Annotated in this window: 26 protein-coding genes and 1 pseudogene; 19 read left to right on the forward strand and 8 right to left on the reverse strand. The window is 44.0% G+C overall.

Annotated elements, in window-relative coordinates; translation table 11 throughout:
- The first annotated feature begins 176 nt into the window (after positions 1-176).
- The 13 genes from QUB04_RS01520 to QUB04_RS01580 all read left to right on the forward strand — a co-directional run bounded on the left by QUB04_RS01520 (position 177) and on the right by QUB04_RS01580 (position 11,811).
- The gene (locus QUB04_RS01520; protein ID WP_333280249.1) at positions 177-1,157 is read left to right on the forward strand and encodes a calcium-binding protein; all 981 of its coding nucleotides are present in this window, start codon (positions 177-179) and stop codon (positions 1,155-1,157) included.
- Between the two features lie 43 nt (positions 1,158-1,200).
- Entirely contained in the window at positions 1,201-2,406 is a 1,206-nt protein-coding gene (locus tag QUB04_RS01525; RefSeq protein WP_333280251.1) for a transposase, read from the forward strand.
- Positions 2,407-3,178: 772 nt separating this feature from the next.
- Positions 3,179-3,847, forward strand: a complete 669-nt coding sequence (gene petB / locus QUB04_RS01530) for a cytochrome b6 (RefSeq protein WP_172190423.1) — start codon at positions 3,179-3,181, stop codon at positions 3,845-3,847.
- A gap of 184 nt (positions 3,848-4,031) precedes the next feature.
- Positions 4,032-4,514, forward strand: coding sequence for a cytochrome b6-f complex subunit IV (gene petD / locus QUB04_RS01535; protein WP_333101767.1), 483 nt, complete (start codon positions 4,032-4,034; stop codon positions 4,512-4,514).
- Positions 4,515-4,667: 153 nt separating this feature from the next.
- Positions 4,668-4,799, forward strand: coding sequence for a hypothetical protein (locus QUB04_RS01540; protein WP_333280253.1), 132 nt, complete (start codon positions 4,668-4,670; stop codon positions 4,797-4,799).
- Positions 4,800-4,863: 64 nt separating this feature from the next.
- The gene (locus tag QUB04_RS01545) at positions 4,864-5,382 is read left to right on the forward strand and encodes a hypothetical protein (RefSeq protein WP_333280255.1); all 519 of its coding nucleotides are present in this window, start codon (positions 4,864-4,866) and stop codon (positions 5,380-5,382) included.
- A gap of 156 nt (positions 5,383-5,538) precedes the next feature.
- A complete protein-coding gene (locus QUB04_RS01550) occupies positions 5,539-6,162 on the forward strand; it encodes a hypothetical protein (RefSeq protein ID WP_333280256.1) in 624 nt (207 codons plus the stop codon).
- A gap of 12 nt (positions 6,163-6,174) precedes the next feature.
- The gene (locus QUB04_RS01555; protein WP_333280258.1) at positions 6,175-6,636 is read left to right on the forward strand and encodes a type I restriction-modification system subunit M N-terminal domain-containing protein; all 462 of its coding nucleotides are present in this window, start codon (positions 6,175-6,177) and stop codon (positions 6,634-6,636) included.
- A gap of 442 nt (positions 6,637-7,078) precedes the next feature.
- The gene (locus QUB04_RS01560) at positions 7,079-8,440 is read left to right on the forward strand and encodes a cytochrome 450 (protein ID WP_333280260.1); all 1,362 of its coding nucleotides are present in this window, start codon (positions 7,079-7,081) and stop codon (positions 8,438-8,440) included.
- A 260-nt stretch (positions 8,441-8,700) separates the two neighbouring features.
- Positions 8,701-9,246 (forward strand): hypothetical protein, encoded by a 546-nt coding sequence (locus QUB04_RS01565; RefSeq protein ID WP_333280262.1) that lies wholly within the window; start codon positions 8,701-8,703, stop codon positions 9,244-9,246.
- Positions 9,247-9,362: 116 nt separating this feature from the next.
- Positions 9,363-10,424, forward strand: coding sequence for an S-methyl-5-thioribose-1-phosphate isomerase (gene mtnA / locus QUB04_RS01570; protein ID WP_333280264.1), 1,062 nt, complete (start codon positions 9,363-9,365; stop codon positions 10,422-10,424).
- 49 nt (positions 10,425-10,473) lie between these two features.
- Positions 10,474-10,950, forward strand: a complete 477-nt coding sequence (locus QUB04_RS01575) for a type IV pilin-like G/H family protein (protein ID WP_333280266.1) — start codon at positions 10,474-10,476, stop codon at positions 10,948-10,950.
- Between the two features lie 3 nt (positions 10,951-10,953).
- A complete protein-coding gene (locus QUB04_RS01580; RefSeq protein ID WP_333280268.1) occupies positions 10,954-11,811 on the forward strand; it encodes a rhodanese-like domain-containing protein in 858 nt (285 codons plus the stop codon).
- A 117-nt stretch (positions 11,812-11,928) separates the two neighbouring features.
- Here the strand turns inward: QUB04_RS01580 and QUB04_RS01585 are convergent, their stop codons facing one another.
- Positions 11,929-12,276 carry a hypothetical protein gene (locus QUB04_RS01585; protein WP_015174783.1) on the reverse strand — a complete coding sequence of 116 codons (348 nt, stop codon included), beginning with the start codon at positions 12,274-12,276 and terminating at the stop codon, positions 11,929-11,931.
- Between the two features lie 241 nt (positions 12,277-12,517).
- On the opposite strand from QUB04_RS01585, the gene QUB04_RS01590 reads away from it, so the two are divergent.
- Complete coding sequence (locus QUB04_RS01590) at positions 12,518-13,438, forward strand: cation diffusion facilitator family transporter (protein ID WP_333280270.1); 921 nt, start codon at positions 12,518-12,520, stop codon at positions 13,436-13,438.
- 126 nt (positions 13,439-13,564) lie between these two features.
- Here QUB04_RS01590 and QUB04_RS01595 read toward each other — a convergent pair whose 3' ends face one another.
- Both QUB04_RS01595 and QUB04_RS01600 read right to left on the reverse strand, forming a co-directional pair.
- A complete protein-coding gene (locus QUB04_RS01595) occupies positions 13,565-13,762 on the reverse strand; it encodes a hypothetical protein (protein WP_333220235.1) in 198 nt (65 codons plus the stop codon).
- 258 nt (positions 13,763-14,020) lie between these two features.
- Positions 14,021-17,449 (reverse strand): tetratricopeptide repeat protein, encoded by a 3,429-nt coding sequence (locus tag QUB04_RS01600; protein ID WP_333280272.1) that lies wholly within the window; start codon positions 17,447-17,449, stop codon positions 14,021-14,023.
- Positions 17,450-17,688: 239 nt separating this feature from the next.
- On the opposite strand from QUB04_RS01600, the gene QUB04_RS01605 reads away from it, so the two are divergent.
- On the forward strand, positions 17,689-17,961 hold the full coding sequence (locus tag QUB04_RS01605; protein ID WP_333280274.1) for a hypothetical protein: 273 nt from the start codon (positions 17,689-17,691) through the stop codon (positions 17,959-17,961).
- A 21-nt stretch (positions 17,962-17,982) separates the two neighbouring features.
- The gene (locus tag QUB04_RS01610; RefSeq protein ID WP_333280277.1) at positions 17,983-18,516 is read left to right on the forward strand and encodes a DUF2726 domain-containing protein; all 534 of its coding nucleotides are present in this window, start codon (positions 17,983-17,985) and stop codon (positions 18,514-18,516) included.
- 96 nt (positions 18,517-18,612) lie between these two features.
- On the opposite strand, the pseudogene QUB04_RS01615 reads toward QUB04_RS01610, so the two are convergent.
- A pseudogene (locus tag QUB04_RS01615) lies at positions 18,613-18,744 on the reverse strand (GMP synthase (glutamine-hydrolyzing)); the annotation flags it as partial.
- A gap of 393 nt (positions 18,745-19,137) precedes the next feature.
- Between QUB04_RS01615 and QUB04_RS01620 the strand changes: the two are divergent.
- Complete coding sequence (locus QUB04_RS01620; RefSeq protein ID WP_333280279.1) at positions 19,138-20,601, forward strand: ABC transporter substrate-binding protein/permease; 1,464 nt, start codon at positions 19,138-19,140, stop codon at positions 20,599-20,601.
- Positions 20,567-21,316: an amino acid ABC transporter ATP-binding protein gene (locus tag QUB04_RS01625; protein ID WP_333280281.1), complete on the forward strand. Its 750-nt coding sequence runs from the start codon at positions 20,567-20,569 to the stop codon at positions 21,314-21,316. The genes QUB04_RS01620 and QUB04_RS01625 overlap by 35 nt, the downstream gene beginning before the upstream one ends.
- Positions 21,317-21,634: 318 nt before the next feature.
- Here the strand turns inward: QUB04_RS01625 and QUB04_RS01630 are convergent, their stop codons facing one another.
- Positions 21,635-22,360, reverse strand: a complete 726-nt coding sequence (locus QUB04_RS01630) for a hypothetical protein (RefSeq protein WP_333280283.1) — start codon at positions 22,358-22,360, stop codon at positions 21,635-21,637.
- A gap of 18 nt (positions 22,361-22,378) precedes the next feature.
- Positions 22,379-23,686: a glutathionylspermidine synthase family protein gene (locus QUB04_RS01635; RefSeq protein WP_333280285.1), complete on the reverse strand. Its 1,308-nt coding sequence runs from the start codon at positions 23,684-23,686 to the stop codon at positions 22,379-22,381.
- Between the two features lie 102 nt (positions 23,687-23,788).
- Between QUB04_RS01635 and QUB04_RS01640 the strand changes: the two genes are divergently transcribed.
- Positions 23,789-23,953 (forward strand): hypothetical protein, encoded by a 165-nt coding sequence (locus QUB04_RS01640; RefSeq protein WP_333280287.1) that lies wholly within the window; start codon positions 23,789-23,791, stop codon positions 23,951-23,953.
- Positions 23,954-24,104: 151 nt separating this feature from the next.
- Here QUB04_RS01640 and QUB04_RS01645 read toward each other — a convergent pair whose 3' ends face one another.
- Both QUB04_RS01645 and QUB04_RS01650 read right to left on the reverse strand, forming a co-directional pair.
- A complete protein-coding gene (locus QUB04_RS01645; protein WP_333280289.1) occupies positions 24,105-24,758 on the reverse strand; it encodes a DUF1190 domain-containing protein in 654 nt (217 codons plus the stop codon).
- Positions 24,759-24,978: 220 nt separating this feature from the next.
- Positions 24,979-26,034 carry a UPF0104 family protein gene (locus tag QUB04_RS01650; RefSeq protein ID WP_333280291.1) on the reverse strand — a complete coding sequence of 352 codons (1,056 nt, stop codon included), beginning with the start codon at positions 26,032-26,034 and terminating at the stop codon, positions 24,979-24,981.
- Between the last annotated feature and the right edge of the window lie 170 nt (positions 26,035-26,204).

Raw genomic sequence — 26,204 nt, forward strand, 5'->3', positions numbered from 1 at the left:
TCGAGAAGAGAGATAGGAATAATTTCGATGCTAACAGATTTGATATCAGGACTAAAGTCCTTACAAAATCTAAAATTCAAAACCCAAAATTGAGTGGACGGGAACAATCCAAAATCTAAAATCCCAAATCTAAAATTGAGTGACTGTTGTGAAATAGTTTTCAGGAGGACAAATTTATGGTAGTTATATGCGGTGACAATCTCGATAATTTGCTAGCCGGTGAAATTGGCGATGATTCCCTGTGCGGGCTTGGAGGCAATGATACTCTATATGGTTTGGCTGGTAATGACACTTTAGATGGCGGAGAAGGAAATGATAGTCTCGCAGGTGGAGTCGGTAGCGATCGCCTTTTGGGCTACTTTGGTAACGACAGTCTCAGCGGTGGCGAAGGCGATGACAAACTTGAAGGAGGTGCCGGGAATGATATTCTTGAGGGTGGCGAAGGCGCGGATTTAATCAGAGGAGAAAACAATAACGACAGTATCTTGGGAGGGGCTGGCAATGACTGTCTTTACGGCGGTCAAGGCAATGATACGGCGATCGGAGAAGATGGAGACGATCTCTTGTTTGGTGGCTTCAACAACGACTTGTTAATGGGTGGCAAAGGTAACGATCGCCTGTTGGGAGAAGGTGGCAACGACACTTTAAGAGGTGACTTAGATAATGACTACATTAACGGCAATGCAGGAGACGATTTGCTTGAGGGAAATGAAGGCAGCGACACCCTGATTGGCGGGCCGGGTAAGGACATCATATCGGGTTACAGCTTTTCATCAACAGGAGAACAAATCGATTATTTAATCGGGCAAAGTGAAGCTGACATATTTGTTCTCGGTTCGTCAAATGCCCGCCCTTACCTCTTCTATGGCGGTGAAGGTGGCCATGCCGTTATTGAGGATTTTAACCGGGTCGAAGGCGACAAAATCCAAGTCGTTGGTTTCGTACAAGATCGTAATGGTTCTAACTTCTTCTCTTACCGATTTGAATCTTATGATGACGGTATCACACGGGGAACTCGGATATTTGTCGGATCGGATTTAATCGCCGACGTTAAAAATGTTACGGATGTGAGTCTATCAGATTGCGCGATCGTTTCGACTGGGTTTACCGCAAAACTGGGTCTAAAGCCCCGTCCTTATAGGACGGCTTTAATTTAGCCAAAACTGTGAATTAGTCTTTATATCCATCACAACGACGTAAATGTTAGTATTTGAAGCCAAGCTAGAAGGAAAAAACGAGCAGTACGAACGGCTAGACGAAGCCATTCGTACTGCTCGTTTTATTCGGAATAGCTGCATCAGGTACTGGATGGACACAAAAGATGTAGGTCGCTACGACTTAAGCGCTTATTGCGTAGTCTTAGCGAAGGAGTTTCCTTGGGCAGCCAAGCTCAACTCAATGGCAAGGCAAGCTTCTGCCGAAAGAGCTTGGTCAGCGATTGCGCGGTTTTTCGACAACTGCAAGAAAGCAAGACCCGGTAAAAAAGGTTTCCCGCGATTTAAAAAGCATGAAACACATGGTTCTGTTGAATACAAAACTTGTGGATGGAAACTTTCTGAAGACAGGCGAAATATAACCTTCACCGATGGATTTAAAGCAGGAAGTTTTAAATTATGGGGAACTCGTGACCTACACTTCTATCAGTTAAATCAAATCAAGCGGGTGCGCGTAGTTCGCCGAGCTGATGGATACTACGTGCAATTCTGTATTGATGCTGAACGAAATGAGAAGCGCGAACCTACTGGACGAACCATTGGTTTAGACGTAGGGCTAACGCACTTCTATACAGACTCTGACGGAAATACCGTAAAGAATCCACGCCATCTGAGAAAGTCCCAAAGGTCACTTAAAAAGCTTAATCGGAGACTCTCTAAAACTCAGAAAGGCTCTAAAAATAGAGTTAAGGCTCGGAATCGTTTAAGTAGAAAACACCTCAAGGTAAGTAGGCGACGTAAAGACTTTGCTGTGAAATTAGCAAGGTGCGTAATCCAGTCCAACGACTTGGTAGCCTACGAAGACTTGTCGGTGCGTAACATGGTTAAAAACAGAAAGTTGTCTAAGTCCATATCAGATGCAGCTTGGACAGCTTTTAGGAATTGGGTGGAATATTTTGGCAAAGTATTTGGGGTGGCGACTGTTGCAGTGCCGCCACACTATACAAGTCAAAATTGTTCTAATTGCGGGAAAGTCGCGAAGAAATCGTTAAGTCAAAGAACACATATTTGTCCACATTGTGGATTTGTCTTAGATCGAGATTGGAACGCCGCTCGCAACATATTAGAACTAGGCTTGCGTACCGTGGGGCACACGGGAACCTCAAACGCCTCTGGAGACATCGACCTCTGTTTGAGTGAGGAAACTCCTTCAAATAAGTCGGGTCGTAGAAAGAGGAAGTCTAAACAGTGATGTTTAGAATCACCGTGGCTTTAGCGGGCGTGAGAATGTCAAACCGCCATCGCGAGACTTTCCATCCTTCCCGTCTCTTCCTGAAATTCCCTTCCCGATACCGCCGCTTCCCTCTCCTTTCTCGCCACTGCTGCCAGTTTTTGTGGAAAGTTTGCCTTCTTTTCAATTGTGATAGGACTTTTACGGATGGGGGCAATTACCGGCTTTTTTTACCGAAGTAGGCAGGTTGCAGCCAGCAGATTTTGTTAGTAAAGACTGCAGTCCTGACTACAAAACAAGATTCGATTGTACGATCGAACCGGTTCGGGTTACTCGATCGACAATGAGGGCGTTTGGGCCCAAAAAGTAAAGTTTTACGATCGAGATGAAATTTGGCCTCTCCCGGCAAACCTGTTTCCGGCTCGGACTGCTTTCTGTAGCCCAGTCCTCCCCCCATAGTAGCTTGGGCGGATGTTGAGATTCCGAAAAAAGCCTTTTAAGTGTCCAAAAAGCGATCGCGTGCGTGAAAATTGCACGGCAATTATGTTACATTTTTTATCACAGTCTGGAATTCGATCGGGCAACGCCAGCGAGTAGGGACAAGCCACCGCTTAGTTTCCCAGGGCTTGCAGGCGATCGCACAATAGAGTTCCTTTCGTCAGCTCCAAATTTAAAAAATAGCCTCAGGCATTTGCTAGTAAAAGCAAGCTGCTCGGCGCGGGGCGACAAAAAACCTTGTGGCTGCTGCCCTGAACCTCAACCACAGCAATATTCTTTTAGGAATTCTGGCTCCATGTTTTCTAAACAAATCACCGACTCAAAAACCTACCAGTGGTTTGAGGAACGCCTGGAAATTCAGGCGCTCGCCGACGACATCACTACAAAGTATGTACCCCCGCACGTCAATATTTTCTACTGCTTGGGCGGAATTACTTTAGTTTGCTTTCTGATCCAGTTTGCCACCGGCTTCGCCATGACTTTCTATTACCGTCCCACGGTAGCAGAAGCTTTTTCTTCAGTGCAATACCTGATGAATGAAGTCAACTTCGGCTGGCTGATCCGCTCCATCCACCGCTGGTCTGCCAGCATGATGGTACTGATGATGATTTTGCACACCTTCCGGGTTTACCTGACCGGCGGCTTCAAAAAGCCCCGCGAATTAACCTGGGTGACAGGAGTAATCTTGGCAGTCATCACTGTTTCTTTCGGCGTGACCGGCTATTCGCTGCCTTGGGATCAAATCGGTTACTGGGCAGTTAAAATCGTTTCGGGCGTCCCCGAAGCCATCCCGTTTGTCGGTTCTTTGATGGTTGAACTGCTGCGTGGCGGTGTCAGCGTTGGTCAAGGCACTTTGACTCGCTACTACAGCTTGCACACATTTGTGTTGCCTTGGCTGATTGTAGTATTCATGCTGGCTCACTTCTTGATGATTCGCAAGCAAGGTATCTCTGGCCCGTTGTAAGTTTTGAGTTTTGGGGGCGGTATTTTTTTTGCCCCCCCGCTGAATTGTGAGTTGAAAATTCAGAATTCATCGCTCATGATATTTATTTACGGTCAATACTTCCTGCGATCGCCCCGCTGATTGAGACTAACGAATACAGCGGAATGGCAGGCCCGGGTAAAACTAAAAGGAGAACACTCTCACTATGTCTATTATCAAAAAACCAGATTTGAGCGATCCCGCGCTCCGCGCTAAGCTCGCTAAGGGCATGGGTCACAACTATTACGGCGAACCAGCTTGGCCTAATGACTTGCTCTACGTTTTCCCTATAGTCATCATGGGAACGATTTCTCTGTGCGTGGGTTTGGCTGTACTAGACCCGGCTTTGGTTGGAGAACCGGCTAATCCTTTTGCTACTCCGCTGGAAATTCTGCCGGAATGGTATTTGTGGCCTGTGTTCCAACTGCTGCGCGTTTTGCCTAACAAATTGTTGGGTATTGCTTGCATGGCTGGTGTTCCCGTTGGCTTGATTTTGATTCCGTTCATCGAAAGCGTTAACAAGTTTCAAAATCCGTTCCGCCGCCCTGTTGCTACTACTGTTTTCCTCTTGGGAACTGTGTTCACTCTGTGGTTGGGTATTGGTGCTATTTTCCCGATCGACAAATCTTTCACACTGGGTCTTTTCTAAGATTTAAGTTTGCTTGATTTTGACGCCTGCGGGTTTCCTGTAAAGTGCTTTTGTACTGGTGGGAAACTTGAGCGGGCGTCATTTGATTTTAGATTTTAGATTTTAGATTTGGGATTTGGGATTTATGCTCAAGGTAGGCCGCAGCAGTTGATAATGCCAGCAGCTCTGAAGGTGAAAGCGGTTGAGAAGTATGGCAACGTGCGGGAAATTGCCGCTAAATTTGGGGGGAGAGATAAATTGAAGCAGGCAGTCGAGAAGTTGCAGAGTTTGTTGTATTTAGCTTAATAATAATATGGAATCGATAATCAATAACTGCATATTTTCTATCCTAGAAGATAATAAAAGCCTAGTGCAAGAAATCATAGAAAATGATGGGAAGTATACCGAAACTGTACCTTTTAGGATTGCGCCTACAGTTAGTACAGTTAAGTTTTATTTTCTCTCGATTGATGAAAAAAATATTAACTATGCGGTCTTAGTTTCTCAAGGCAAGAGAAACAAAAAAGATTCGGTCATAAAATCTCAATTGAGCTTTTACAATTTTTTGAAACTCGAAGATTTTCCTATTCACTCCCTACAATCAAAGCTTGTGGCTCAAGGCTGTGACCCTTCTTTATCCTTGCTTGGTTTGCCTTTAGGTGGATATCAAGAGAGTTACAATAAATATGAAATAGAAGCTAGCATTTGGTCACAACTAATAGGATTAGTTAAAGAAGCCAATCATAATTTACGCAAAGACATTGAAAAAATGATATTAGAAACCAACGAAAAGAGTATTGAGCGAGAAGAATACAGGATTATGTCTCACCAGAAAGATACACTTCAGCTTTCGTTAAGCTTGGCTGGAATAAATACAGATGTAGAGTGAAAAACTAATATAAAAATAATTGAAAGACCAGAAAATTACTTTGCACTCGTAAAAGATAAACGACAGAAGGAAGACAAACCACAGAAGGAAGACAAACGACAGAAGGAAGACAAGCGACAGAAGGAAGACAATTTAATTGTCCATGATTTATGCTCAATGGAATTAAAATTTCGTAATTGGTTTGAAGACAAAAAGAAAAAAAAGCCTAATACTCGAACTTTTGTTCAAGGAGAACACCGATTAACAATTACGAACGTAAATAGAGATGAATATGAAACGGTTTTAGGAGTCGATTTTTTGTTCTATAATCACACTTTTAATTTATTTATGATGGTTCAATACAAGGTATGGGAACAAGATAGACAAGGCTATATCTATAGACGAAATCCACAATATCAAAAAGATATAGAGCGAATGAATGCTTTGAAGGATAGGTTTAAAAACCCTACCCATTTAAACAGTGTAAAAGATTATCGACTAGACCCACTCCCTTTTTATTTTAAACTATGCCAGCCTACCCAACTAAGGTATGATAATCAGTTAGTTAGTGGGATTTATGTGCCAGCAGAGTATTTAGAGTATTGCCTACAACAAAAAGGACATATAAGAACAAAAGACATACCACATGGATTTCATAATGAATTATTTATTGATTTAATAAAAAAAGGATTAATAGGTTCTCGGGGAGTTGATGAATCAACTCTAGAAGAAATAGTTGATTTATTGCTTGATGAAAAAAAAAGTGTGACTTTAGCTGAAACAAATTCTGTATATAAATAAATATAAAAACTAATGCAAAAACGTACTACGTCCAAAAACGATAAAACCGTCACCACTGCCCAGCGCCTCGGCAGCGTGATTAAGTCTGCACGAGATATCATGCGGAAAGATAAGGGAATGAATGGGGAGTTAGACCGTTTGCCCCAATTTACTTGGATTCTTTTTCTTAAACTATTAGATGATGCCGAGAAAGTCAGAGAAGAAGAAGCTTTTTTAGAGGGAACACTTGATAAGTACAAGCAACTTATTGAATCGCCTTACCGTTGGCGTGATTGGGCTGCTGATGATGAAGGGATGAGCGGCGATGACTTGCTGAAATTCATTAACAATGATGAGGTGACGCTGCGGGATGGGACAAAAAGCCCTGGTTTGTTCGCTTATTTGCGGAATCTTCAAAGTGCGACGGGGCGCGATCGCAAAAAAGAAGACACTAAAGATTTGCTTTCTCTAGGCAACAATCTTACTTTCTCCTAACTGTCAATTACTCAAGAAAACAGTGCAACTTTCTTCCGTTTGTCAGCCAACGGAGAAATTTTTACCTCTTTAAATGGGGTATCCTCCACTCTAATTAATCTCGCCGATTTTGGCTAAATTTAATAGCAAGTAGTCGCACATAACTACGGTTTATATGCGGCTCTCAAAGATTGGGGCTAATACTTTAGATGCAGAAAGTATATCTACTTACCAGCAATCGTTAAAAATTCCACTCAATCTCCGGGACAAGGCTAGACTTGGGCGCATACATATTCAGTAAAACTATATCTATATTGCCACTTTGTTCACAAATAAAGATGGCTATAGTTATAGTTACTGATTTTGGCATTTAAGTGGGATTCAATACCCGCTCAATTGCCGCTCAATACCCTCTTGCTGCTAAATGCAAAGCGGGTTATGGCGAGAGATTCTTGGAGGAATTATGATGAACCTAAATTTAGATACTATTTTCTCATCGCTGATGAACCCGGCCCTGAATGAGTTTCAGGTTTGGGCTTTGCAAAACCCGGAAGAAAGTCTCAGCAAAACGATGCTACCGCCGATCGCCCTGATTGAGGGTTTGATTGCCAACGAACCCACGTATTTGCAAATAAAACGGCTGGCTTTTGGAGCCAACTTTTGCTGCGCGGGGCAAGTCGTGATGGGAGAGTTTGACACGCTGGAAAAAGCACTCACATCGCCCCAGGCGCGCGGATGGCGGCTTGGTACTTCTGTACTCGATCCCGATCGCGCGCCCAACCAAGATGTCGGCGGCAGAAACCTTTTCCTGCTGTCTTTGTCCGATCGCGCCACTGATGCTAGCAGCAACCACGCAGCATTCCGAAGCTGTATGCAGAAGTATCTCTTCAACAGTGCCACAACGGATCGCCAGGGAGACGAAATCGCCCGACGGTTGCTCGATCGGCTAGCCGCAGATTATGCCGAGATGTCGCACGGTGCGGGAGGAGCGTTTTTTACCGATGTCAAGCGCGGTTGGATGGGATTTTTAGTCCGATACCTGCACTACGTCATCTTTGGGATTAATCCAGACGATTCAGAGTCGATCGAACTCCTCACCGAATTGCATTACACCCGCCAAAGCCCGCTGCACTACTTCGCAGTCATCGGGAACCTGCTGCAAAGCCTGAACCTCTTTGGACACGGGGATTTGTCCGCTCTAATCGAGCGTGCAGCGACTATCTATGAAAATTCCCCAGCTTTAGCCGACTTCGAGGAGAGCTCGGAAAACAATGGCATGACTAAGCGGGAATTGGCAAAGCTGATGACATCGATTATGGGCATAGCGGGACTGCAAGGCCCCCTGCACCTAGGCCACACGGCAATGGGATACCAGCCTCTCCCCGCCTATAAAGGACAGCAGACGGCCCAAATTAATCCGACTGATTTTTGGGATCAGCTCGATTTGGACGATCGCCAGTCGATCGAGCTCTTCCTGCTGGAATGCGCCCGCCTCTGGGCCCCCGTTAGCGCCACGCACCGAGTCGCGACAGAGCCCTTCACCGCAACGGTAGCGGGCAAAGAGCGCACCTTCCCTGCCGGAACCAAGGTACTGATACCGCTCAGTTTGGGGCTGCTAGACGAGGGTTTCTGGGGCTCTACGGTATACGAATTCAACGCTAAGCGGGAGAATCTGTGCCCTTTTCATATGGGATTTCATTCCGTGGGCGATCGGAGTGCGGGACGGATTTGCCCCGGTAAAGACATCGCACTCAAGATGCTGGTGGATGTTGTGAGTACGGTAGGCAAAGTGCGGCGAGGCTCTGAGCCTAACTTGGGGCGGTAATCAATCCAAAAGCTCGCATCAGAAAGCGGTTGAAACTGAGATATTACACAATTCTCAAGAACAGGCATCTTGCCTGTTCCACAAGACATTAAGTTTATTGTGGGGTGTCCCCCCCGCCCTTGAATAACTTATTGGCAATGATGCAAGATGTGAGTTGAAATCGCACGCCACACAAACTATCGATCGATTGATCGACTAAGAAATCCAGGGGGTATCTAATAGGAGAGCAAAACACAACTATTTTGAGGATAAATAATACCATGTTAATCGAACAAAAGCAACTAAAAGACATCGCGAATTGGATGAAAGTAGAACATCCAGCGGAGTTACCTGAAGTCCTGCAAGGTATCTTTTTTATGGACGGGAATGTTTTACCAGACCATTGTCTGACCATGTACAGTTCAGACTGGAATGCTGACGAAAAAACGTTATTGCTGCGCGTTTTTGACCCTGTTATCTGGACATTTCATTCATCAATGGCGGGACGGATGTTACTTTATTTAGTCAAATTTTCTCGGATCACTTACTGGTTCCGATTCTCTGATGCAACTTTGCAGCACGGGCACATCACGCCGATAGTGTTTGGATGGTGTGTGCCACAGTGGCTTGTAGATTTTTTGATCGATCGAGATCCGAACACTCCGAATGGAGATATCTGGCATCGCACAAACTCGTTTTTCGGCAGACCTGCTGAGAGCGGATATATACTCCGCAGGATTGTAGACAAAGATGGCAACTACACATCAGCTTTTCCCGATATGCTGTCTAAAGTTGAGAGTGATTGTTTAATCATGGCCAAAGAGTGAAACTATTTAGGAAAACTACAAAACCCGCTTAATTAGGCGGGTTTTGTCGATCGAAGTGGCGGGAATAGTCGCCTTCATGGCATCATAGAAACTTGTCCCTCACATAATTGAAATAGATGACCGCTCAAAGCTCCCCTGTTTCCCCCGTCACCTGGATGGAAGACCGAGTTCTGCTAATTGACCAAAACCGGCTGCCGAAAGAATACGGGGTAGTCGAAATTAGTCGCTACGAAGATATGGCTGAGGCGATTAAAACTATGATAGTCCGAGGTGCTCCGGCGATCGGGGTAGCAGCAGCCTACGGGATGTATTTGGGGGCGCGAGAAATCGAAACGGGCGATCGTACCGAATTTCTCGCTAAATTAGAACAAGTTGGCGAGTTATTGCGATCGACTCGTCCCACGGCGGTTAATTTGTTTTGGGCAATATCGCGAATGCTCAAAACTGCCGAGAGAACTAGCGGTTCTGTCGAACAAGTGCAAAAAACTTTGTTAGAAATGGCTAAAACCATTCAAGCAGAAGACTTGCAAACTTGTAAAGATATCGGCGACAAAGGTTTAGAAGTTCTGCCAGCTACACCCGAAAAATTGAACTTACTAACTCACTGCAATGCCGGTGCATTAGCAACAGCAGGCTACGGTACTGCTTTAGGTGTATTTCGTTCTGCTTGGCGTGAAGGAAGACTCGGAAGAGTTTTTGCAGACGAAACTCGGCCCCGTCTCCAAGGTGCAAAACTCACCACTTGGGAATGCGTGCAAGAAGGAATTCCTGTCACATTAATAGCAGACAATATGGCCGCTCACTGCATGAAACTCGGCATGATTCACGCAGTAGTTGTCGGTGCGGACAGAATCGCTGCTAATGGCGATGCTGCCAATAAAATTGGCACTTACAGTTTAGCAATTGTTGCCAAAGCTCACAACGTCCCCTTCTTTGTTGCCGCGCCTCTGTCAACAATTGATTTTGAACTTTCAGACGGCAGCAAAATCCCCATTGAAGAACGCGATCCAGTTGAAATGTATCAAGTTGGAACTACGCGAATTTGTCCTGTGGGAGTCGAATTTTACAATCCCGCTTTTGACGTTACTCCGGCGGAATTAATATCGGGAATAATCACAGAACACGGCACGGTTGCTCCTGGGGCGTTGCAACAGTTTCAGGCAAAACAATTAGTTTAATTGTATGTTGATCAACCGCTCATTCCACCTGTTATCTGTGAAATTAAGCATGATTTCTAGCAGCCGCAACTGGCAGCTCAAAGTTGCGATCGCAGCTCTAACTCTGCCAGTTGTTTTCAGTCCTGTCTCGGAAGCTCAAGTTTCACAAACGCTTAAAGCTAAGGAATCACAAGCGAAAAACTTTGTGGGTTCGATGAATAAAGCTCAGCAAGTTTACTATGCAGAAAAAGCAGGCTTTACAAGTTCTGTTTCCAATCTCTTGGTTTATCTCGGTCTCCAAGTTAAACCTAACTCAGCCAATTACAGCTACTCGATCGGCATGGTGAAAAAAGGTGCTGTATTTAACTACGGAGTATCGAAGCAAGCTAATCTCAAAAGTTTTGTGGGGGGAGTCTTTTTGGTGGGAAACAAGACCCAAACAATCTTGTGTATAAATGCGGCTCCTGGCAAGACTAAACCAGCTAATCCAACTAATACCAAAGGGGTTTTAGCCTGCGGTGCTAATACAGCAAAAGTTGCTCAATAAATTATGTCGAATTTACTGGGTAATTTAGCAAATAACTGGATACTAAATGCAGATTTAGCTAAGCAATTGCTGGAACAAGAAGCTACTTTACTAGATGCTCGCGCACCCATTTTAAAGTGGTTTTGCCGTCTCCCACCAGCTATTCCCGTAACTTGGCAGGAATTTTCGCGTTCCGACTTTCCCCACAGGGGAAAAATTCTCGAAAATAACACAGTTTTAACTCAAAAACTGCAAGCAATTGGCATTTGTCAAAACAAACCTGTCATAGTTGTTGCCGATCCAGTTAAAGGGTGGGGCGAAGACGGGCGAATTGTTTGGATGTTGCGGACTTTGGGACACGAAAAAGCAGTTTTTGTCGATGGAGGATATCGGGCTTTAATCAAAGCTGGAATTAATCGAGTAAAAGCTGCAAACACTCCACCGAAAACAGGAGATTTTGTAATATCTCGCCGATCGAGTTGGGAAATTCAGCGGGATGATTTGAAAGCTATTTTAGGAGATGAGAATTTAGTCATTATTGACGCCAGAGAGCCGCGAGAATATGCAGGTAAAACGCCTTACGGAGAAAAGCGGGGCGGCCACATTCCCGGTGCGGTTCACCTCTATTACAAACAGTTAATGGACAAACAGGGAAAACTGCTGAGTCGTGGGGAAATTGTCGCTATTTTGCAGCAAAAAGGAGTTTCGCAGTCAACTCAAATTGTGAGTTATTGCTCAGGGGGAATTCGCTCTGCATGGTTGACTTGTGTCTTGACAAATGTGGGATTTAATGCTAAGAATTATGCAGGTTCAATGTGGGAATGGTCGGCTTCGTCGGCAGATAGGTATCCTTTGTCAGTAATCCTTTCACGGGCGGCCTAGAAACCCACCCCACAAGAAAATTCAATGTTTGTGGAACAGGCTGGAAAGCCTGTTCTTGAGAATGGTATCTGAACTCAGATTCAACCTATTAACTACAAACGATCGAGGTTGAGAATCTCAACCGACTTGTTCGATATACTGAGCGAGATCGTCGCGCAGGCGGCTGAGTTCGGCTTCGGTGGTGACGCGCACGCGATCGTCCCGAACCGTAATCAGCACTTTCGCAGCAAAAGGAGTTGGCCAGATATTCGGGTTGCAGAAAACTTCTAAAAATACATCTCCTGCATACCGATATTCCATCGGTTTTTGGGGAGAAGCTTTAGCACCAGCGGTTTTGGCTGCTACAGCTTTCAAGCTTTCCATCAAAGCTGCAATTTCGCTTTGCAAATCCCGCGCGGCTTGCGGGGAAAAGCTAAAGGAGACAGAACCTTCGACTAAATTCAGTGTCAGCGGAGAAAGAGACATGGGCAATGAAATTTAACATACTATTGTTAATGATAAAATATACAATAACCTAAAAGAAGTACCTGCCAGCTAAATTGGGCGGCAAAACTGCTATTAATTAAAAATTGTCTCAAGAAGCTAGGCTAAATTAATGAATATAAATCTAGTCGCAAGCTAGATTCAGCAAGAGTTTTAACCTGTTATGACTTGATAAGCTTTAAACTAGAAACCAGAAAACTTGACGGCCGATCGAGGAGAGTTTATGGTTGCCGATAACCGTTCCGAAGTCCGCAAGGTTTTAATAATTACCTTATTGCTAAATTTGCTGGTGATGGCAATTAAAGCAGGCGTGGGATGGCTGACTGGTTCCCTGAGTTTGCTGGCAGATGCTTTGCACAGTGTCACGGACAGCGCTAATAATATTTTAGGATTGGTAACTAATCATTATGCTAATCCGCAGCCCGATCGCGATCATCCCTACGGACACCAAAAATTTGATGCTCTCGGAGCTCTGGGAATTGCTGCTTTTCTGGGAATTGCCTGTTTTGAAATTCTCAGCGGCGCTGTCGAAAGGCTGATTAACGGGGGTAAAGTTGTCAAAATATCCCCAAATGAACTGTGGATTTTGCTCATTGTACTGGGGATTAATATTTTTGTCACTTTTTACGAGCGCAGAGTTGGCAAACGTCTCGGTAGCGCGATTTTAGTGGCTGACGCTCAGCACACGATGAGCGATGTTTGGGTGACAATTATGGTCATCGGCGGGTTGATCGGTGTTTGGCAAGGCCAGGTTTTAAACATACCTCAACTGCAATTCCTGGACGTGTTTTTGTCTTTTCCTGTGGCTGTTTTGGTATTTAGCAGCGGTTGGAAGGTTTTAACAGAAAATCTGCCTTGGTTGGTGGATGAAATGGCGATCGCACCGGAAGTTATTCACGCGATCGCGATCGATGTACCGGGGGTTGTTAACTGTCACTCGATCGCCTCCCGTGGTGTGGTAGGGCGTCAAGTATTTATTGATATGCACATGATTGTGGATGCTGTCGATGTAGAAACAGCTCACCGGATTACAGAAGAAGTAGAAGCCCGTTTGGAAGAACGTTTCAGCCCTGTACGCATCTTAATTCATGTTGAGCCCCCGGCTTACGAGTCCGACCAAATTAGCTACGATTCTGAAAAATGAAGGCACAACCAGTGATTTTGACACGGATATACGGATTAATTGAAGAATCGGGAAAGTATTTTTACTTACCGCAATTCCTCCAATTTTTTAAATCCTATCAATCGGGTTAGAGCGATCGCACTTAATTTAATTGCTGTTTTCCACAGGAAAAGGGGGGTTTTCCACAGAAATCGGCAAGTTTTCCACAATAGATCGATCGGCTGTCGTCGATTTCTGTCTTTCTATTTGTATAAATTCCAAGTATTTTGAATTTCTGTAGCCATTTCCCCCCGCAAATGCCAAGGTAGCAAAATCTCCACTTTTGAACCGAGAGCTCGCAGCCATCTCAACGGGTAGTGCGGATGGAATTTTTACTTTATTTTATCTGGTGCTAGCCTATCTACTCTCGATCGTAGCGGAAATTCTCCTACTCTGTTTTAGCGGACGATTCTCTTAATTCAGAGAAAAATGAACAAATGTTTCGATCGAGTTGGATTTGGAGGAGTGAGTGCGATCGCACTCTTACCACCGAACCAGATAACGCAGATGTACATCTCAACCTTCAATCTTAATCATTTTCAGTTGAAAAACTGAAACTTTAGTTTATAGGGGCATCATATAGTGATGACAAGTGTTCGAGCCAGGATTTTCTAATGGATCTACAATCAGCACAATAAAGTAATCTTTTTGATTATACATTTCCAACAACATCAGAATTGAATTCCACATTTCACTTGGAGCATTTTGGGACGCCTTTATACAATTATTTTGTGTTACATAGGTCCTATTCAGTTTGTCATACGATTTTTGTACTTCAATTAAGACAATTCCTTTCCCCAATTGCTGATAACCCTTAACAGCTTGCTGTTTAATATCCTCACTCAATTGTGATAATATTTTTTGAGCTACTGGAACTAAATTGTAAAACAACTCAGGAGTTTGAAAGATTTCCTTACTACTAATACCCTCAATGATTGAAGCACGAGGTTGCCTCTCGTTTCTAAATTTTTGAGCTTTACGGTTCTTTCTTGATGATTTTTTAAGTTTTGATTCTATATCTGCTAATGCAAATCTTGCCGGCGGACAGGGCTTCATTATCCTTTGCCTAAGTTCAGCAGTAAGTGTGCGAATTGACGGCATACATTGCAGTTTTTCTTGATACATATTAGTATCTTCGTGTTCCTGTCCTAAAGTCTTCAAAGCAATTTTGAAAGCTTTCTTCCACAACTCCTCTGCTTCGTCAAATTTCCCTTGTAGGCAGTACAAGTCTGCTAAATTATGGAAAGATGAGGCAACATCTGGATGATGTCCTCCGAGAATTTCTCTTCTTATCTGTAAAGACTCTATAAACCTAGCTTCTGCTTGTTTATATTGGTTACGATACCAGTATAGTAGACCTAAGTTATTTAAAGTATTAGCATAATCTAAATTATTTTTACCTATTAACTTTTCCCTTACATATAAGGACTGTATCAATAGAGGCTCCGCATCTTTATCACAACCTAGCTCCGTGTAAAGTAGTCCTAATTCGTTGAGATTATCGGCATAATAAAGATTATTTTCACCGAAAAATTTTTTCGTAATTTCTAAAGCTTGTTTTAAGTATGTTTTAGCTTTGATTTCCTCTCCTTTTAAGCTGTAGAGATTTCCTAGACTTTGGAGGACAGGGGCTATATGGCGGCAATTTTCTCCCCAATAGCTTTTAAGGCTATCTAAAGATTCTAGTAATAGAGATTCAGCTTCTTTATATTTACCCTGAAGCTGGTACAGCAATCCCAAGTCGCCTTTATACACAGCAATTATTGCAGGGTAATTATCTAATAAAGTTTCAGCACGCTCTACAGTCTTCTCAAGTAAAACCTCAGCTTCTCTATAGCGACCCTGATCTTTATACAAATTTCCCAGAGCATTTAAAACAGTAATTAATACATCAGGTTCTTGAGGGCCGGAATTCTCTATAAATGATAGAGCCTTGTAAACCAAATTTTCAGTCTTGCTAAAAATATCTTCTTTTTTATATATACTGTTTTCATCAAAACTATTTAAAGAAGAATTATCGTCGATTTGTGACAGATCCTGTAAGCACTTCTTTAATAGGCTCTCTGCTTCGTTAAGCCGATATTGAAGACGGTAAATTACCGCAAGTTCGTGTTGAACAGATATTATTACTGAATGCTGCCTATCATAACGAGTTAGAAAAACCTCTAATACTTTTTTATAGAGTGTTTCTGCTTCACCATAGCGTCCTTGTAATCTGAGAATAGTTGCTAATCGTTTCTGGAAAACAGCCACAAAAAGATGATTGCCAGAAAAACGAATTTTTACGTTTTCTATAAAAGTCTCACACCAATCCTCAGCTAATGCGTACAATCCCTGATTGCTATAAAAAGAGACTAAGATATTGAAAGGATCGCCAAACTCTTCATTACTTAGATAGCCGATCATCTGTTGGGCAACTTCTTCTATATGAGGAATCAGAGGTGAAATTTGCTTAATTTCGTCGTAATTCGGCGAACTTGGCATCTGTTGTACCAGCGTGCTTATAAATGTTACAAACCCAATTTTCAGATATTCTACCTCTGGTAGTGTTTCCAGTTTTTGCCCAAAAAACTCTCTAATAAGTTGATGAAACCGATAAATTCCCTCACCGCAAGGCTGAAGTAAATTCAATCTAACAAGCTTATTTTTAGCTTCTTCTGTCGCTTCTAGGGAGTTTTCCAATTCTTCCAGTATTTCCTGAGTAATTCCCTGAGATTCTAATGCTTCTTTTATGGCTTTTGCATCTTCTTCACTCATTGCAAGCTGTAATTCATTGGGTTTCCAAGGAATGGGCGCTGGAGCAAACAAACTCAGAAGACAGCCTAACCTCTGCTCAGCATCATTTAGGCGTTCCCAACTCAACTCAAAAGCATCGGCAACTCCTAGTTGAGCCGTCATTGTTGGTTCTGGATTTTTCAAGGCTGGATGTCTTAGACGTTTCTGCTTTAATCGTCGCAACATTTCTGCTAAAGATAAATCTTCATCTTGTGCCAAATATTGCCCTACTAATTCCAATCCTAGAGGCAAATAACCAAGCCACTTGCATAAATTTCTAGCAACCCAAGGCTCTCGTTTTAGCCTTTCTCGCTCAACTAAAGACTTCAGCAGAGCTAGAGCTGCTTTCGGCTTCAGCACATCTAAATCTAGACGAGCAATCGGTTTACCAAGCCTTTCCCGCGTTGTAATCAACACTTTGAAGCGAGATTCAGATGGTATATAAGACTTAATTTGCCTGTAATCTGCAACATCATCAATAACAATTAACACCTGACCTTCCGCCCAACGTTGCCAGCAGAATTGTACTTGACCAGCTAATGTCAATCCATTGGGTAAGGTGAAGTTTGGAAAATGCGCGATCGCAAATTCGACAATTTGAACTCCGATGTCTCCACGTTTGGGATACAGCCAGCAAATACCACCTTTGTAGGTTTCTGCATGGCCTTGAGCATACTGGATCGCGAGTTCAGTTTTGCCAACACCGCCCATACCAGCGATCGCCGCAATTACTACCTGATTGTTTTTTTCCAGAAGTTGGTGCAATTCTGAAAGTTTCTCCGTGCGACCAACAAACTCAACAGCACCACTGCGAGGAGTATTGCTGTGATATCGCAAAGATGCCTGAGATTGGTAATCTACATTGATTGATTCCACAATATGCTCAAAAGTTAACTTTTGAGATCCACTCGTGAAAGGCTGAGAAGCATGCTCTGATTTGGCATATTCCTGTTCCAATTGCTTTCGCAATCTGCCAAAGTTTCCTTTACCTCCTTTGACTCCAAATTTCCTGTAAACTCTACCCATCGTTTTCTTGTAAGCTTCTACATCTTGATGCTTCAAAATTTCCAAAGCAATTGTGGGAGGACTTTTTTCAATATTCTGCCGAGCAAAACTTATCAAAAAAGCTTCTATTTCAGTAGGTGATAGCGTTTTATCACCAACAGCTTTACACTTCAGAAAAATATCCCAACCGTTCCAGCAGCTTTCCAATTCCATAGCTCTTTGTATCTGTTAGCACCTTGCCCTTGAAATGAGTCTAACCCATTAATCCCTAAACTGGCAACTCGCTCCCCAAGTCTAAAACCTTTGTATAGAAATAGTTTCAGGATATTGGTGGAATAAAACTTCCACCAATTTGGCGGTTAGTGGAAATAACTGGGGACTGACACCCGCTAGCTAAACGCCTACTCTCGAATTAGTTCAACTCCGTAATTCAAAAGTCAGGTAATCGTTCTATGACAGCCTTTCAACTCAGCCTTTTCCCAGACGAGCCACCTACTCCCCTCGACTCCCTTAACAAAAAGAGAAGAGTAAAACTCCCATCCCACCCAACTGTAATAGAGCAATCCTGCACAACCCATAGAGCCGCACAACTGCTGGAGGTATCCACCACAACTCTCTACCGCGCTCGGAAAGAAGGCAAACCTTACCAGAAGGGCGCTTGGACTGCCACCGCTCTTGGTGCAAACGCTTGGACAGTCATCTACAACCCCTTTAATTCCCACTAACCCTAATCGGAAATAAAACTAATGCTCTACGCCTTTGACTATGACAATTCTTTGTCTTCATTTCCCCAATTCCAAAGCGGAGAAATTATCAACGAGTTAGAAACGATCGCTATCGATATTCTAGAGATGATTTTAGGCGATCGCTTTCGTTACTGTCCCCAAGTTCCCCTAGAAATCATCTGTTCCCGTCCAGAAACTTTCACCCGTCTTCCCATTGAACTTTGGAAATTTTGGGTGAGTTCCAGAGTCGATATCGCCTTGATGGAACGCGGTTATTGTGCTAGTCGCAAAGCCAAACTCGTGATAGAATGTCAATCTCATTGGCACGATCGCCCAGAGGTGCAGATGCGCGATCGCAAAAAAGCCCGACTCCTTGCATCTGTTGGCGTTCCCTTAGTATACCTGCGACCAATCGATCGAGATCGACGCTTCTATCGTTTCTACACTCCCAATGGACAAAAAGAAGTCTTCTACAACTCAATTACCCAACAAGGACGGACAGAACTGGAAGCATTTTTGCAACACTATTCAACACAGTTGACAGTTGACAGTTGACTCTTAGACTATAAATTTTCTGTGTAAGTCCTGTAATTAACACAGGACTTACAGACGGCATCTATCCAAATCGAAAATCAATAATCGACAATGGTATTACTCCCACTCGATCGTTCCCGGCGGCTTAGAAGTAATATCGTAAACCACCCGGTTCACCCCCTTTACCTCATTCACAATCCGGTTCGATATCAGTTCCAACAAATCGTAAGGAACCCGCGCCCAATCAGCTTTTGCTCTGATATACTGAATACCTTGTACCACATATAAATGGAATATGCTGGATGATTAGAAATACCGATCGCAACTTGGACAACGGTACAACATGGGTGGGAGTTGTGCGGACAAGCTTTACTTTCTAAAATGTTAAAAGTTGTGCCTTTCGGACATTTTTTAAATATAAGTTGGTGGCACAATTATCTATCTTTAGCCCCGGGCGGATTAATACCTTTATAACCGGGTTTTTTACCATTGTTAAAGGCTAATTATGCAGTTTGTTTGTCCATCAAACCCGGTTTCTGGAAACCCGTGCGTCCAGGAATATATCTTCCTTTACAATGGTGACTTGATTCCGATTTGTGGTATATTTTCTGGGCGAGGGGATTTTTTAGGACAATGTTCGATATGAAACGTTTAAAATTAAAATCAATGCTGGTGGCGGCGATCGCGATCGCCTTTTGTTTAATGGCGATCGCCAGCTACGCCCAAGCCAACAAGACTTTAACACTGGCGACTTCCCCAGACTACCCGCCCTATGAATTTAAAGATACGGCTGTTAGCGGCAACGAAATCATCGGTTTTGACATCGATATTGCCAAATATATTACTAAAAAATTAGGCTACGAACTGAAAGTAGTTGGCATGGATTTTAACGGCTTAATTCCCGCTTTGCAGGCGGGAAGAGCCGATTTTGTGATGGCTGGAATGACTCCCACAGCAGAAAGGAAAAAAAATGTTGATTTTTCTGACCTTTACTACGAAGCTCAAAATACAATTGTCGCCAATAAAGGCAGCAATTTGACCAAAGCTGAAGATTTAGCCGGAAAAAAAGTAGGCGTTCAACTCGGAAGCATTCAGCAGGAAGCTGTGAAAAAAATGCCCGGTGTGCAACTGGCTGCTCTCAATAGGATTCCTGACATCATTCAAGAAATTAAATCGAACCGCATCGCCGCAGGAGTGATCGAGGATACTGTCGCTACGGGTTATGCAGCAGCGAACCCGGACTTGGAATTTAACACAATCCCGAATACTGAAGAAAGCGGTTCGGCGATCGCCTTTCCGAAAGGTTCGAGATTAGTTCCAGAATTCAACCGAGTCCTCCAGCAAATGAAAGCCAGCGGTCAAATTAAGGAACTAGCTACTAAGTGGTTTTCTCGACCGATTCCGCAAGAACAGGCTCAAGCAAATCAGCCTGCGGTAGCGTCCAAGTTCGGGTTAGATTTTGGCAAAATCTTGCCGAGTTTGCCTTATATTTTGTCCGGGCTTTGGGTAACGCTAACTTTTACCTTGCTGTCGGCCTTTCTCGGATTTATCTGGGGAATTGTGCTGTCTCTGTTTAAGATTTCTAGCATTAAACCGCTGTTCTGGTTTGCCACTGCTTATACCTCAATTTTTCGAGGAACACCGCTAATTTTGCAGTTGACTTTAGTTTATTTTGCAACGCCGCAGCTTACAGGCTATAATATATCGGCGCTGCAAGCTGGCGTGATTACTTTTTTCCTGAATTCTGGGGCTTATATTTCCGAAACAATCCGCGCGGGAATTCAAGCCGTAGATAAAGGTCAAAAAGAAGCCGCAGAATCCCTCGGCGTTCCCTACAAACTGATGATGGGCGATATTATCTTGCCGCAAGCGTTGAAAAATATTTTGCCGGCATTGGTGAATGAAAGTATTGCTTTGCTGAAGGATTCAGCTTTAGTTTCAGTAATTGGCGTAGAAGACTTGCTGCGCCGCGCTACAATTGTGGGAGCAGAAAAGTATATTTACTTTGAACCTTTGATATTTGTCGGCGCAATTTATTATTTGATGGTGCTTAGTTTAACTTGGGGGGCCAATGTACTCGAACGCAGACTCCAAACTAGCAGTTAAGGTCGATCGCCTGTATAAATCTTTTGGCAATCTGAAGGTTTTGCGCGAGATCACTACTGAGATTCATAAAGGAGAAGTGATTGCCATTATCGGCCCTTCGGGGTGCGGCAAGTCTACTTTTTTGCGGTGTTTGAATTTACTGGAAATTCCGACTTCGGGACACATATATATTGACGGGGTGGATATTACTTTGCCGAAGGTAGATATTCTGAAAATCCGCCAGAAAGTGGGGATGGTTTTTCAGCATTTCCACTTGTTCCCGCACATGACTGTGCTGCAAAATGTGATGTATGCCCCTGTAAAGGTGAAGCAGGTGGCTAAGGATGAGGCGCGTCTGAAGGGATTAGAATTGCTGGAAAAAGTGGGTTTGTCAGATAAGGCAGAGGTTTATCCTTCTAAACTTTCGGGGGGACAAAAACAGCGGGTGGCGATCGCCCGCTGTTTGGCTATGGAACCGGAAATTTTGTTGATGGACGAACCGACTTCTGCACTCGATCCTGAAATGGTTAAAGAAGTGTTAGATGTGATGAAAGCTTTGACAAAAACGGGAATTACTATGGCAATTGTAACTCACGAAATGGGTTTTGCGCGGGAAGTCGCCCACCGGATATTGTTTCTCGATGGCGGAAAGGTGGCGGAAGATGTGCCGCCGCAGGAGTTTTTTAGTAACCCCAAGTGCGATCGGGCTAAGCAATTTCTGGAAAAAATGCTTTAATTCATATAAGAATTAGAGTTTTTAACCCAATACGGTTCAGTTAAGCTCGATCCCCCCTAGCCCCCCTTAAAAAGGGGGGGACAAGAACCTACTCAAAGTCAACCCCTACTCCCCTTCTTAAGGGGGATTTAGGGGGATCTCGCCCGGAATAAATAGTTTTAACTGAACCGTATTGGTTTTTAACCGCAGAGGACACAGAGGACACAGAGAGAGTTAGAGGAGAAAGAGAAAGTTGCGGTAGGCTGCGTCAGGTTGGAGATGCTCGATCGGCACGGAAAGTATAATAATTTTAATCCGATGATTAACTTGGTAGTTCTGTTAGAAAAAAGAGAGAATTCTTTGAATCACCTGGGTATTAAAATCTTTCGGAAAGCGGTCTCTTTCCTGAGCGTGATCTAGAAAGAAAGTCTTGGGATAATAAGCAAGACTGGCTTCCATCTCGCTAATCTTTTCTAATAAGGGTTCGATCCGATCGATTTTGTCGGGATGGCGATGTTGGATGAGAGTCGCAGCATTCCTAAAATGCCGCCCCTCATCCTGCGTGACCAAATGTCCTACGCGAGCAAAGCCCTTCCCATAGTGTTGGTAGAATTCCTTAATATCCCGGTGATAAGACCACACGGAACCCATTTCGTCAAACATTAAACCAACTAGAATGGTGAATTCGTTCTCAATCAGAAACGATATCGGTTCGAGTTCATGCACCCGACTCTGGTTTTTTTGGTCGATCGCCTCTGGGGACAAACCTGATACCATGTGATAGACCTTACGTAGAGCAACGTAGTGCCGTAATTCGTCTTGCAGCCAAAGTTCGATCGCACTCATGAATTCTAACGAGAACTCCGAACTGCGAGAGAGGAGGTGTTCGTAGAGTGGCTGACTGTCTCCCTCAGAGAACACATCTCGGCTCAGAAGATCCATAAATCCAGCTTGAATTGTAGGCGCGACTTCGGGAATTTTAAACTCATCGGCAATAAATTCATCTACACTCCACTCACTGCTAAGAATCGGAATTCCCCGGACATCATGAGTTTGTAATTTCATAGTTTTTCTAATTATAATTTAAGTATTCACCAGACGATCGCTCACGATATGCGGAACGATTAAGCAATGTCGTCCGGTGATCGGATTGGTATCTCCGCGCAATACCATGCCGGATGGAGTATCGCCGACAATCCAGGAACCTACGACGAAGTGGTAGCCAAAATATTCGGGCAAGGGTTGATAGGACTGAATAATGAATCCTTCGCGATCGTAGCCCATCGCCTCGCGGGCGTGAACGGCTCCGGCAACAAAATCGCCTGTTTCAATAGAAACCCCAACACCTTCTAGACCCACGAGGGGCTTTTTGACGTGCATTTGGGTCAGTAATGTTGTGGATTCGATCGAGATAGTATCTGTGAAGAAAGTCGGTAGCAAGAATTGAGCGTAAACTGGGTGGTTGCCAAATAATTCCCACATCCACACCATCGCTCCTTTATTGCTTAAAATCTGTTTCCACAGCGGCTCAATGATTTTCACGTCCCCCGCTATCAGGCGCGATGCTAGGGCTTCATCTGCGTTAAAAGATTCGCTTGCAAGTTGCAAATCCAGCCAATCGATGATTTTCCACAGCCGCATAATCCGATTATTGAATTGATCGACAAAAAATCCTTCTTCATCCACGCCCAGATGGTTACGCAATCCTACAAGTTGGGTGAAAAAGCGATCGTTTCCCAATTCTTGATTAATAATTTCGACCAGTTGTCCTGCCATCTCGGTATCTTCTGACAGATGCTCGTCAATTAACAAGCTCAGGCCGAACTGCTTTAAATCATAATGACGACTTAGAGTGCGGAATCGACCCGCAACTTCGTCCCAAAAGTTGTTGAACTGATTGGCATCGTTGGGAAGCGAACGCAAATCTCGGCTTGTTTTTTTCATGTCATCTAACCACAGCCATTGATAGACTGTTTCTGCACCCAAGAGAGGAGTTTCGCCGTTGATTTCTAGAAGGCTAATTTTTCCATCTTCAGTGACGGCAAGATCGAAACGGGTATAAAGAGACATATCTTCTGCTTCGTCAACCCGATCCCACGAAACCTGAATTGCTTCCCAGAAAGCAGGGGGAATAGCGAGTTTTTTCATCCGATTTTCTAGGCCATCAGCCGTGAAAAACCAGTCCAAAAACTCCCGACACATATCCCAAAGAGCCTCAGTAGCATCCCAGAGCCTCGCCTCTTCCTGGCGCGAAAACATCACCCCAAAGGGACGGTCTAAGGCTTCTGCCCAGTAGCGTTGCTTGATGTCTGCAAGAGGCTGACATTGGTAGGCGTTATCTAATACGTGCTGCTGCCAGTTGCGTCGTCGCTGAAACAAAAAGGGATACATGGTTGAAGCGCCTTGCTAGTGGTGTGGAACTCAAGGATTTACAAAAACAGAGAAAAGAACTAGAGAAAAAATAGTTTTGGGATGAATCGCGGGAGCATCTCAATGAAAGCAGCAAAGCTCGAAATTGGAATTAGGAGTCAGGAGTCAGGAGCCAGGAGAAAAGAGTCAGAAGGAAGAAGAAAGAAGTGTTTTTGCAAATATGAGATGCTCCCTGAATCGCCGCTCAAAAATGCTTGCATCATATCAATTCCGCCTGCGCCGGAATGATATCAAATCCGCGCTTAGAAAGTCGGGCGTAAAGTCGAATCCCGATGCCAACAAATAATTCGCGCAATTTTCATTTTTTTGACTCACAGTCAACAGTCAACAGTCAACAGTCAACAGTCAACAATGATAAGGAGTGCAACCGGAATCGATGTCATTTGCCTCCGCTTCCCAAAGGAGCCGTGGAGCGGACAGAAGTACCAAAGCTCCCTCGTCCCTTGATGGTTCCGCGAGCTGCGTGGCCTGGGGGGCGATTTGGGGTGTCGCGACTGGAGGAAAAGTAGGGAGAATCTAGCGGTATGCCCGGTAGGGGACGAGTAATCTGGGTTCTATCTGGAGTTACAATTCCGATGTTGGAGCGGTAAACGGGTTGCACTGGATAAATCGTGTAGGAGCCGCCGTTGACGCCGTTGACCACTGTTGGAGGCGCATCATCATCGACATCATCGGTGAAATAGAAGCCGCCGAACTCTGGTCGCCATCCGGGGGTAGCAACGCTGGAATTCGATACCTGCGAGCAAATGCTTGCTGTGTCTTCTTGGCATTCTGGCTGCGTGCGATACACGGGCGTAATGCGTTCGTATTCCTGCATTGCGTACCGGAACTGGGCCTGACACTGCTCTTTGGTGAACCCGTTGCTTTGGTTCGTCGCATCTACAATACATTGCTGTTCGGATGCGTAGTAGCGTACTTCGTTGGGTTGGCGCAACAGGGTATAAGCAAGATAGCCTAATCCACCGATCCCCAGTACACCTGATGTAATTAGAAGGTAACGAATTGTTGTCGTTCGATTGTTGTTATGAGTCATGGCTAACCGGAGGTTAGAGTCATTATTTCAAAGAACCTGTAAGGTGATGAATTTGCTGCCAGTGAGATGATTGGATTTACACGGTCAACCAAAGTTCAACTAATTTACCTACGTCTGTGAGTTGGCACTCACGACTTTGATTATAGCTTTTACTACATTGCCCGATTCAGGGATTCCTCGAACGCAGCAAATTATATTCCTCAAATATTTTATTTCAAATTCACCTTTTTTTACTGTGCCGATCGCGCTGGCGATCGAGCTTTGCCAAAGCAGCACCCGAAACATCCGCCAGAATGCTAATTATCCGATACAAAGCCACCGCACTCAGAATTATACCCGTAGAAAAGCGATCGGACAGCAGGGCGATCGCCGTTGCTTCAAATACTCCCATTCCCCCCGGTGCTCCCGGTACGACTAAACCGACAACAAACGCCAAACAAAAAGCACCGAACAAGTTGGGAATATTGCTAAAGCTCACCGGAGTTAAAGCCATTACCGTTAGCAAAAAACCGCAGCCCCGCAATCCGATAAAACACATTTGTCCGATTAACGGCACTAAAGGATAGCGTTTAATTGGCAAATTAATTTTGCGGCGGGACTTGACATTCGATGTTTTTTTAGCTAGATTGGAGGTAGACTCTACACGAAAATTCAGTTTCTCGCCCGCAGCCTCCCCAGCCTGGGAATTTTCCCCATTGTTCTTTGATAACTTTAACCGCTCTACAAAGAGAACGATCGGATTTAAAATGCGGGGATGAATCGCCGTTAAAATAGCAGCACAACCGACAATCCGCAACCACCAATTGAATTTGTCAAAACAAATCAACCCAATCAAAACGCCCGCAGAAGCCATCAGCAGCGGTTCCAGCAACACGCTAAGAGTAGCAGCTTTCGGGAAAATTCCTGCATTTTTTGCGTCCAATATTCGACCCCAAAAATGCCAAATATTTCCCGGCAAATACTTGGCAATATTAGTTTTGAGAAAAACTTGAATCGCCCAGGCGGCAGTTACAGGTTGACGGAATTCCCGCAAAATCAACATCCACACCCAGCCGACAAAAATTAGAGAAAGTAAAGTGACGCCAAGGGCGATCGCCAGCAACGGAAAACTTTCGGCTCGAATTTGGATATTCGCGACTTCTCGCCAGTGAGTTAAAAAAGCTTTGGCAATAAATAAAAACGTCCCGCCTAAAATCAAATAGCGCAAATAAGGCTTTAAATGCGACTTCGCGATGTTTAAAAAATGTTGAATTCGATGCAAGTGTTGTTTTCCCATTTTCTTATCCCGATTTTGAATTTGGGATTAAGTTATACTGTTTTAGATTTTATATTTTAGAGGGGCTAAGGCGGAATTTTGGTTGATTTACACGGCATGATATGACGGAATAAATTTGTTTAACCTGAGATGTTGCACCATTGTCAAGAACGGGATCTCCGGCCCGTTCC

It is taken from the genome of Microcoleus sp. D2_18a_B4 (genome assembly GCF_036702475.1).
Taxonomy (GTDB): Bacteria; Cyanobacteriota; Cyanobacteriia; order Cyanobacteriales; family Microcoleaceae; genus Microcoleus.

What these genes read in the sequence shown, in the direction of transcription:
- QUB04_RS01520 (WP_333280249.1), top strand. Translation starts at nt 177, where the DNA reads ATGGTAGTTATATGCGGTGACAATCTCGATAATTTGCTAGCCGGTGAA.
- QUB04_RS01525 (WP_333280251.1), top strand. Translation starts at nt 1,201, where the DNA reads ATGTTAGTATTTGAAGCCAAGCTAGAAGGAAAAAACGAGCAGTACGAA.
- petB (WP_172190423.1), top strand. Translation starts at nt 3,179, where the DNA reads ATGTTTTCTAAACAAATCACCGACTCAAAAACCTACCAGTGGTTTGAG.
- petD (WP_333101767.1), top strand. Translation starts at nt 4,032, where the DNA reads ATGTCTATTATCAAAAAACCAGATTTGAGCGATCCCGCGCTCCGCGCT.
- QUB04_RS01540 (WP_333280253.1), top strand. Translation starts at nt 4,668, where the DNA reads ATGCCAGCAGCTCTGAAGGTGAAAGCGGTTGAGAAGTATGGCAACGTG.
- QUB04_RS01550 (WP_333280256.1), top strand. Translation starts at nt 5,539, where the DNA reads ATGGAATTAAAATTTCGTAATTGGTTTGAAGACAAAAAGAAAAAAAAG.
- QUB04_RS01555 (WP_333280258.1), top strand. Translation starts at nt 6,175, where the DNA reads ATGCAAAAACGTACTACGTCCAAAAACGATAAAACCGTCACCACTGCC.
- QUB04_RS01560 (WP_333280260.1), top strand. Translation starts at nt 7,079, where the DNA reads ATGATGAACCTAAATTTAGATACTATTTTCTCATCGCTGATGAACCCG.
- QUB04_RS01565 (WP_333280262.1), top strand. Translation starts at nt 8,701, where the DNA reads ATGTTAATCGAACAAAAGCAACTAAAAGACATCGCGAATTGGATGAAA.
- mtnA (WP_333280264.1), top strand. Translation starts at nt 9,363, where the DNA reads ATGACCGCTCAAAGCTCCCCTGTTTCCCCCGTCACCTGGATGGAAGAC.
- QUB04_RS01575 (WP_333280266.1), top strand. Translation starts at nt 10,474, where the DNA reads ATGATTTCTAGCAGCCGCAACTGGCAGCTCAAAGTTGCGATCGCAGCT.
- QUB04_RS01580 (WP_333280268.1), top strand. Translation starts at nt 10,954, where the DNA reads ATGTCGAATTTACTGGGTAATTTAGCAAATAACTGGATACTAAATGCA.
- QUB04_RS01585 (WP_015174783.1), bottom strand. Translation starts at nt 12,276, where the DNA reads ATGTCTCTTTCTCCGCTGACACTGAATTTAGTCGAAGGTTCTGTCTCC.
- QUB04_RS01590 (WP_333280270.1), top strand. Translation starts at nt 12,518, where the DNA reads ATGGTTGCCGATAACCGTTCCGAAGTCCGCAAGGTTTTAATAATTACC.
- QUB04_RS01595 (WP_333220235.1), bottom strand. Translation starts at nt 13,762, where the DNA reads ATGGCTGCGAGCTCTCGGTTCAAAAGTGGAGATTTTGCTACCTTGGCA.
- QUB04_RS01600 (WP_333280272.1), bottom strand. Translation starts at nt 17,449, where the DNA reads ATGGAATTGGAAAGCTGCTGGAACGGTTGGGATATTTTTCTGAAGTGT.
- QUB04_RS01605 (WP_333280274.1), top strand. Translation starts at nt 17,689, where the DNA reads ATGACAGCCTTTCAACTCAGCCTTTTCCCAGACGAGCCACCTACTCCC.
- QUB04_RS01610 (WP_333280277.1), top strand. Translation starts at nt 17,983, where the DNA reads ATGCTCTACGCCTTTGACTATGACAATTCTTTGTCTTCATTTCCCCAA.
- QUB04_RS01620 (WP_333280279.1), top strand. Translation starts at nt 19,138, where the DNA reads ATGAAACGTTTAAAATTAAAATCAATGCTGGTGGCGGCGATCGCGATC.
- QUB04_RS01625 (WP_333280281.1), top strand. Translation starts at nt 20,567, where the DNA reads ATGTACTCGAACGCAGACTCCAAACTAGCAGTTAAGGTCGATCGCCTG.
- QUB04_RS01630 (WP_333280283.1), bottom strand. Translation starts at nt 22,360, where the DNA reads ATGAAATTACAAACTCATGATGTCCGGGGAATTCCGATTCTTAGCAGT.
- QUB04_RS01635 (WP_333280285.1), bottom strand. Translation starts at nt 23,686, where the DNA reads ATGTATCCCTTTTTGTTTCAGCGACGACGCAACTGGCAGCAGCACGTA.
- QUB04_RS01640 (WP_333280287.1), top strand. Translation starts at nt 23,789, where the DNA reads ATGAAAGCAGCAAAGCTCGAAATTGGAATTAGGAGTCAGGAGTCAGGA.
- QUB04_RS01645 (WP_333280289.1), bottom strand. Translation starts at nt 24,758, where the DNA reads ATGACTCATAACAACAATCGAACGACAACAATTCGTTACCTTCTAATT.
- QUB04_RS01650 (WP_333280291.1), bottom strand. Translation starts at nt 26,034, where the DNA reads ATGGGAAAACAACACTTGCATCGAATTCAACATTTTTTAAACATCGCG.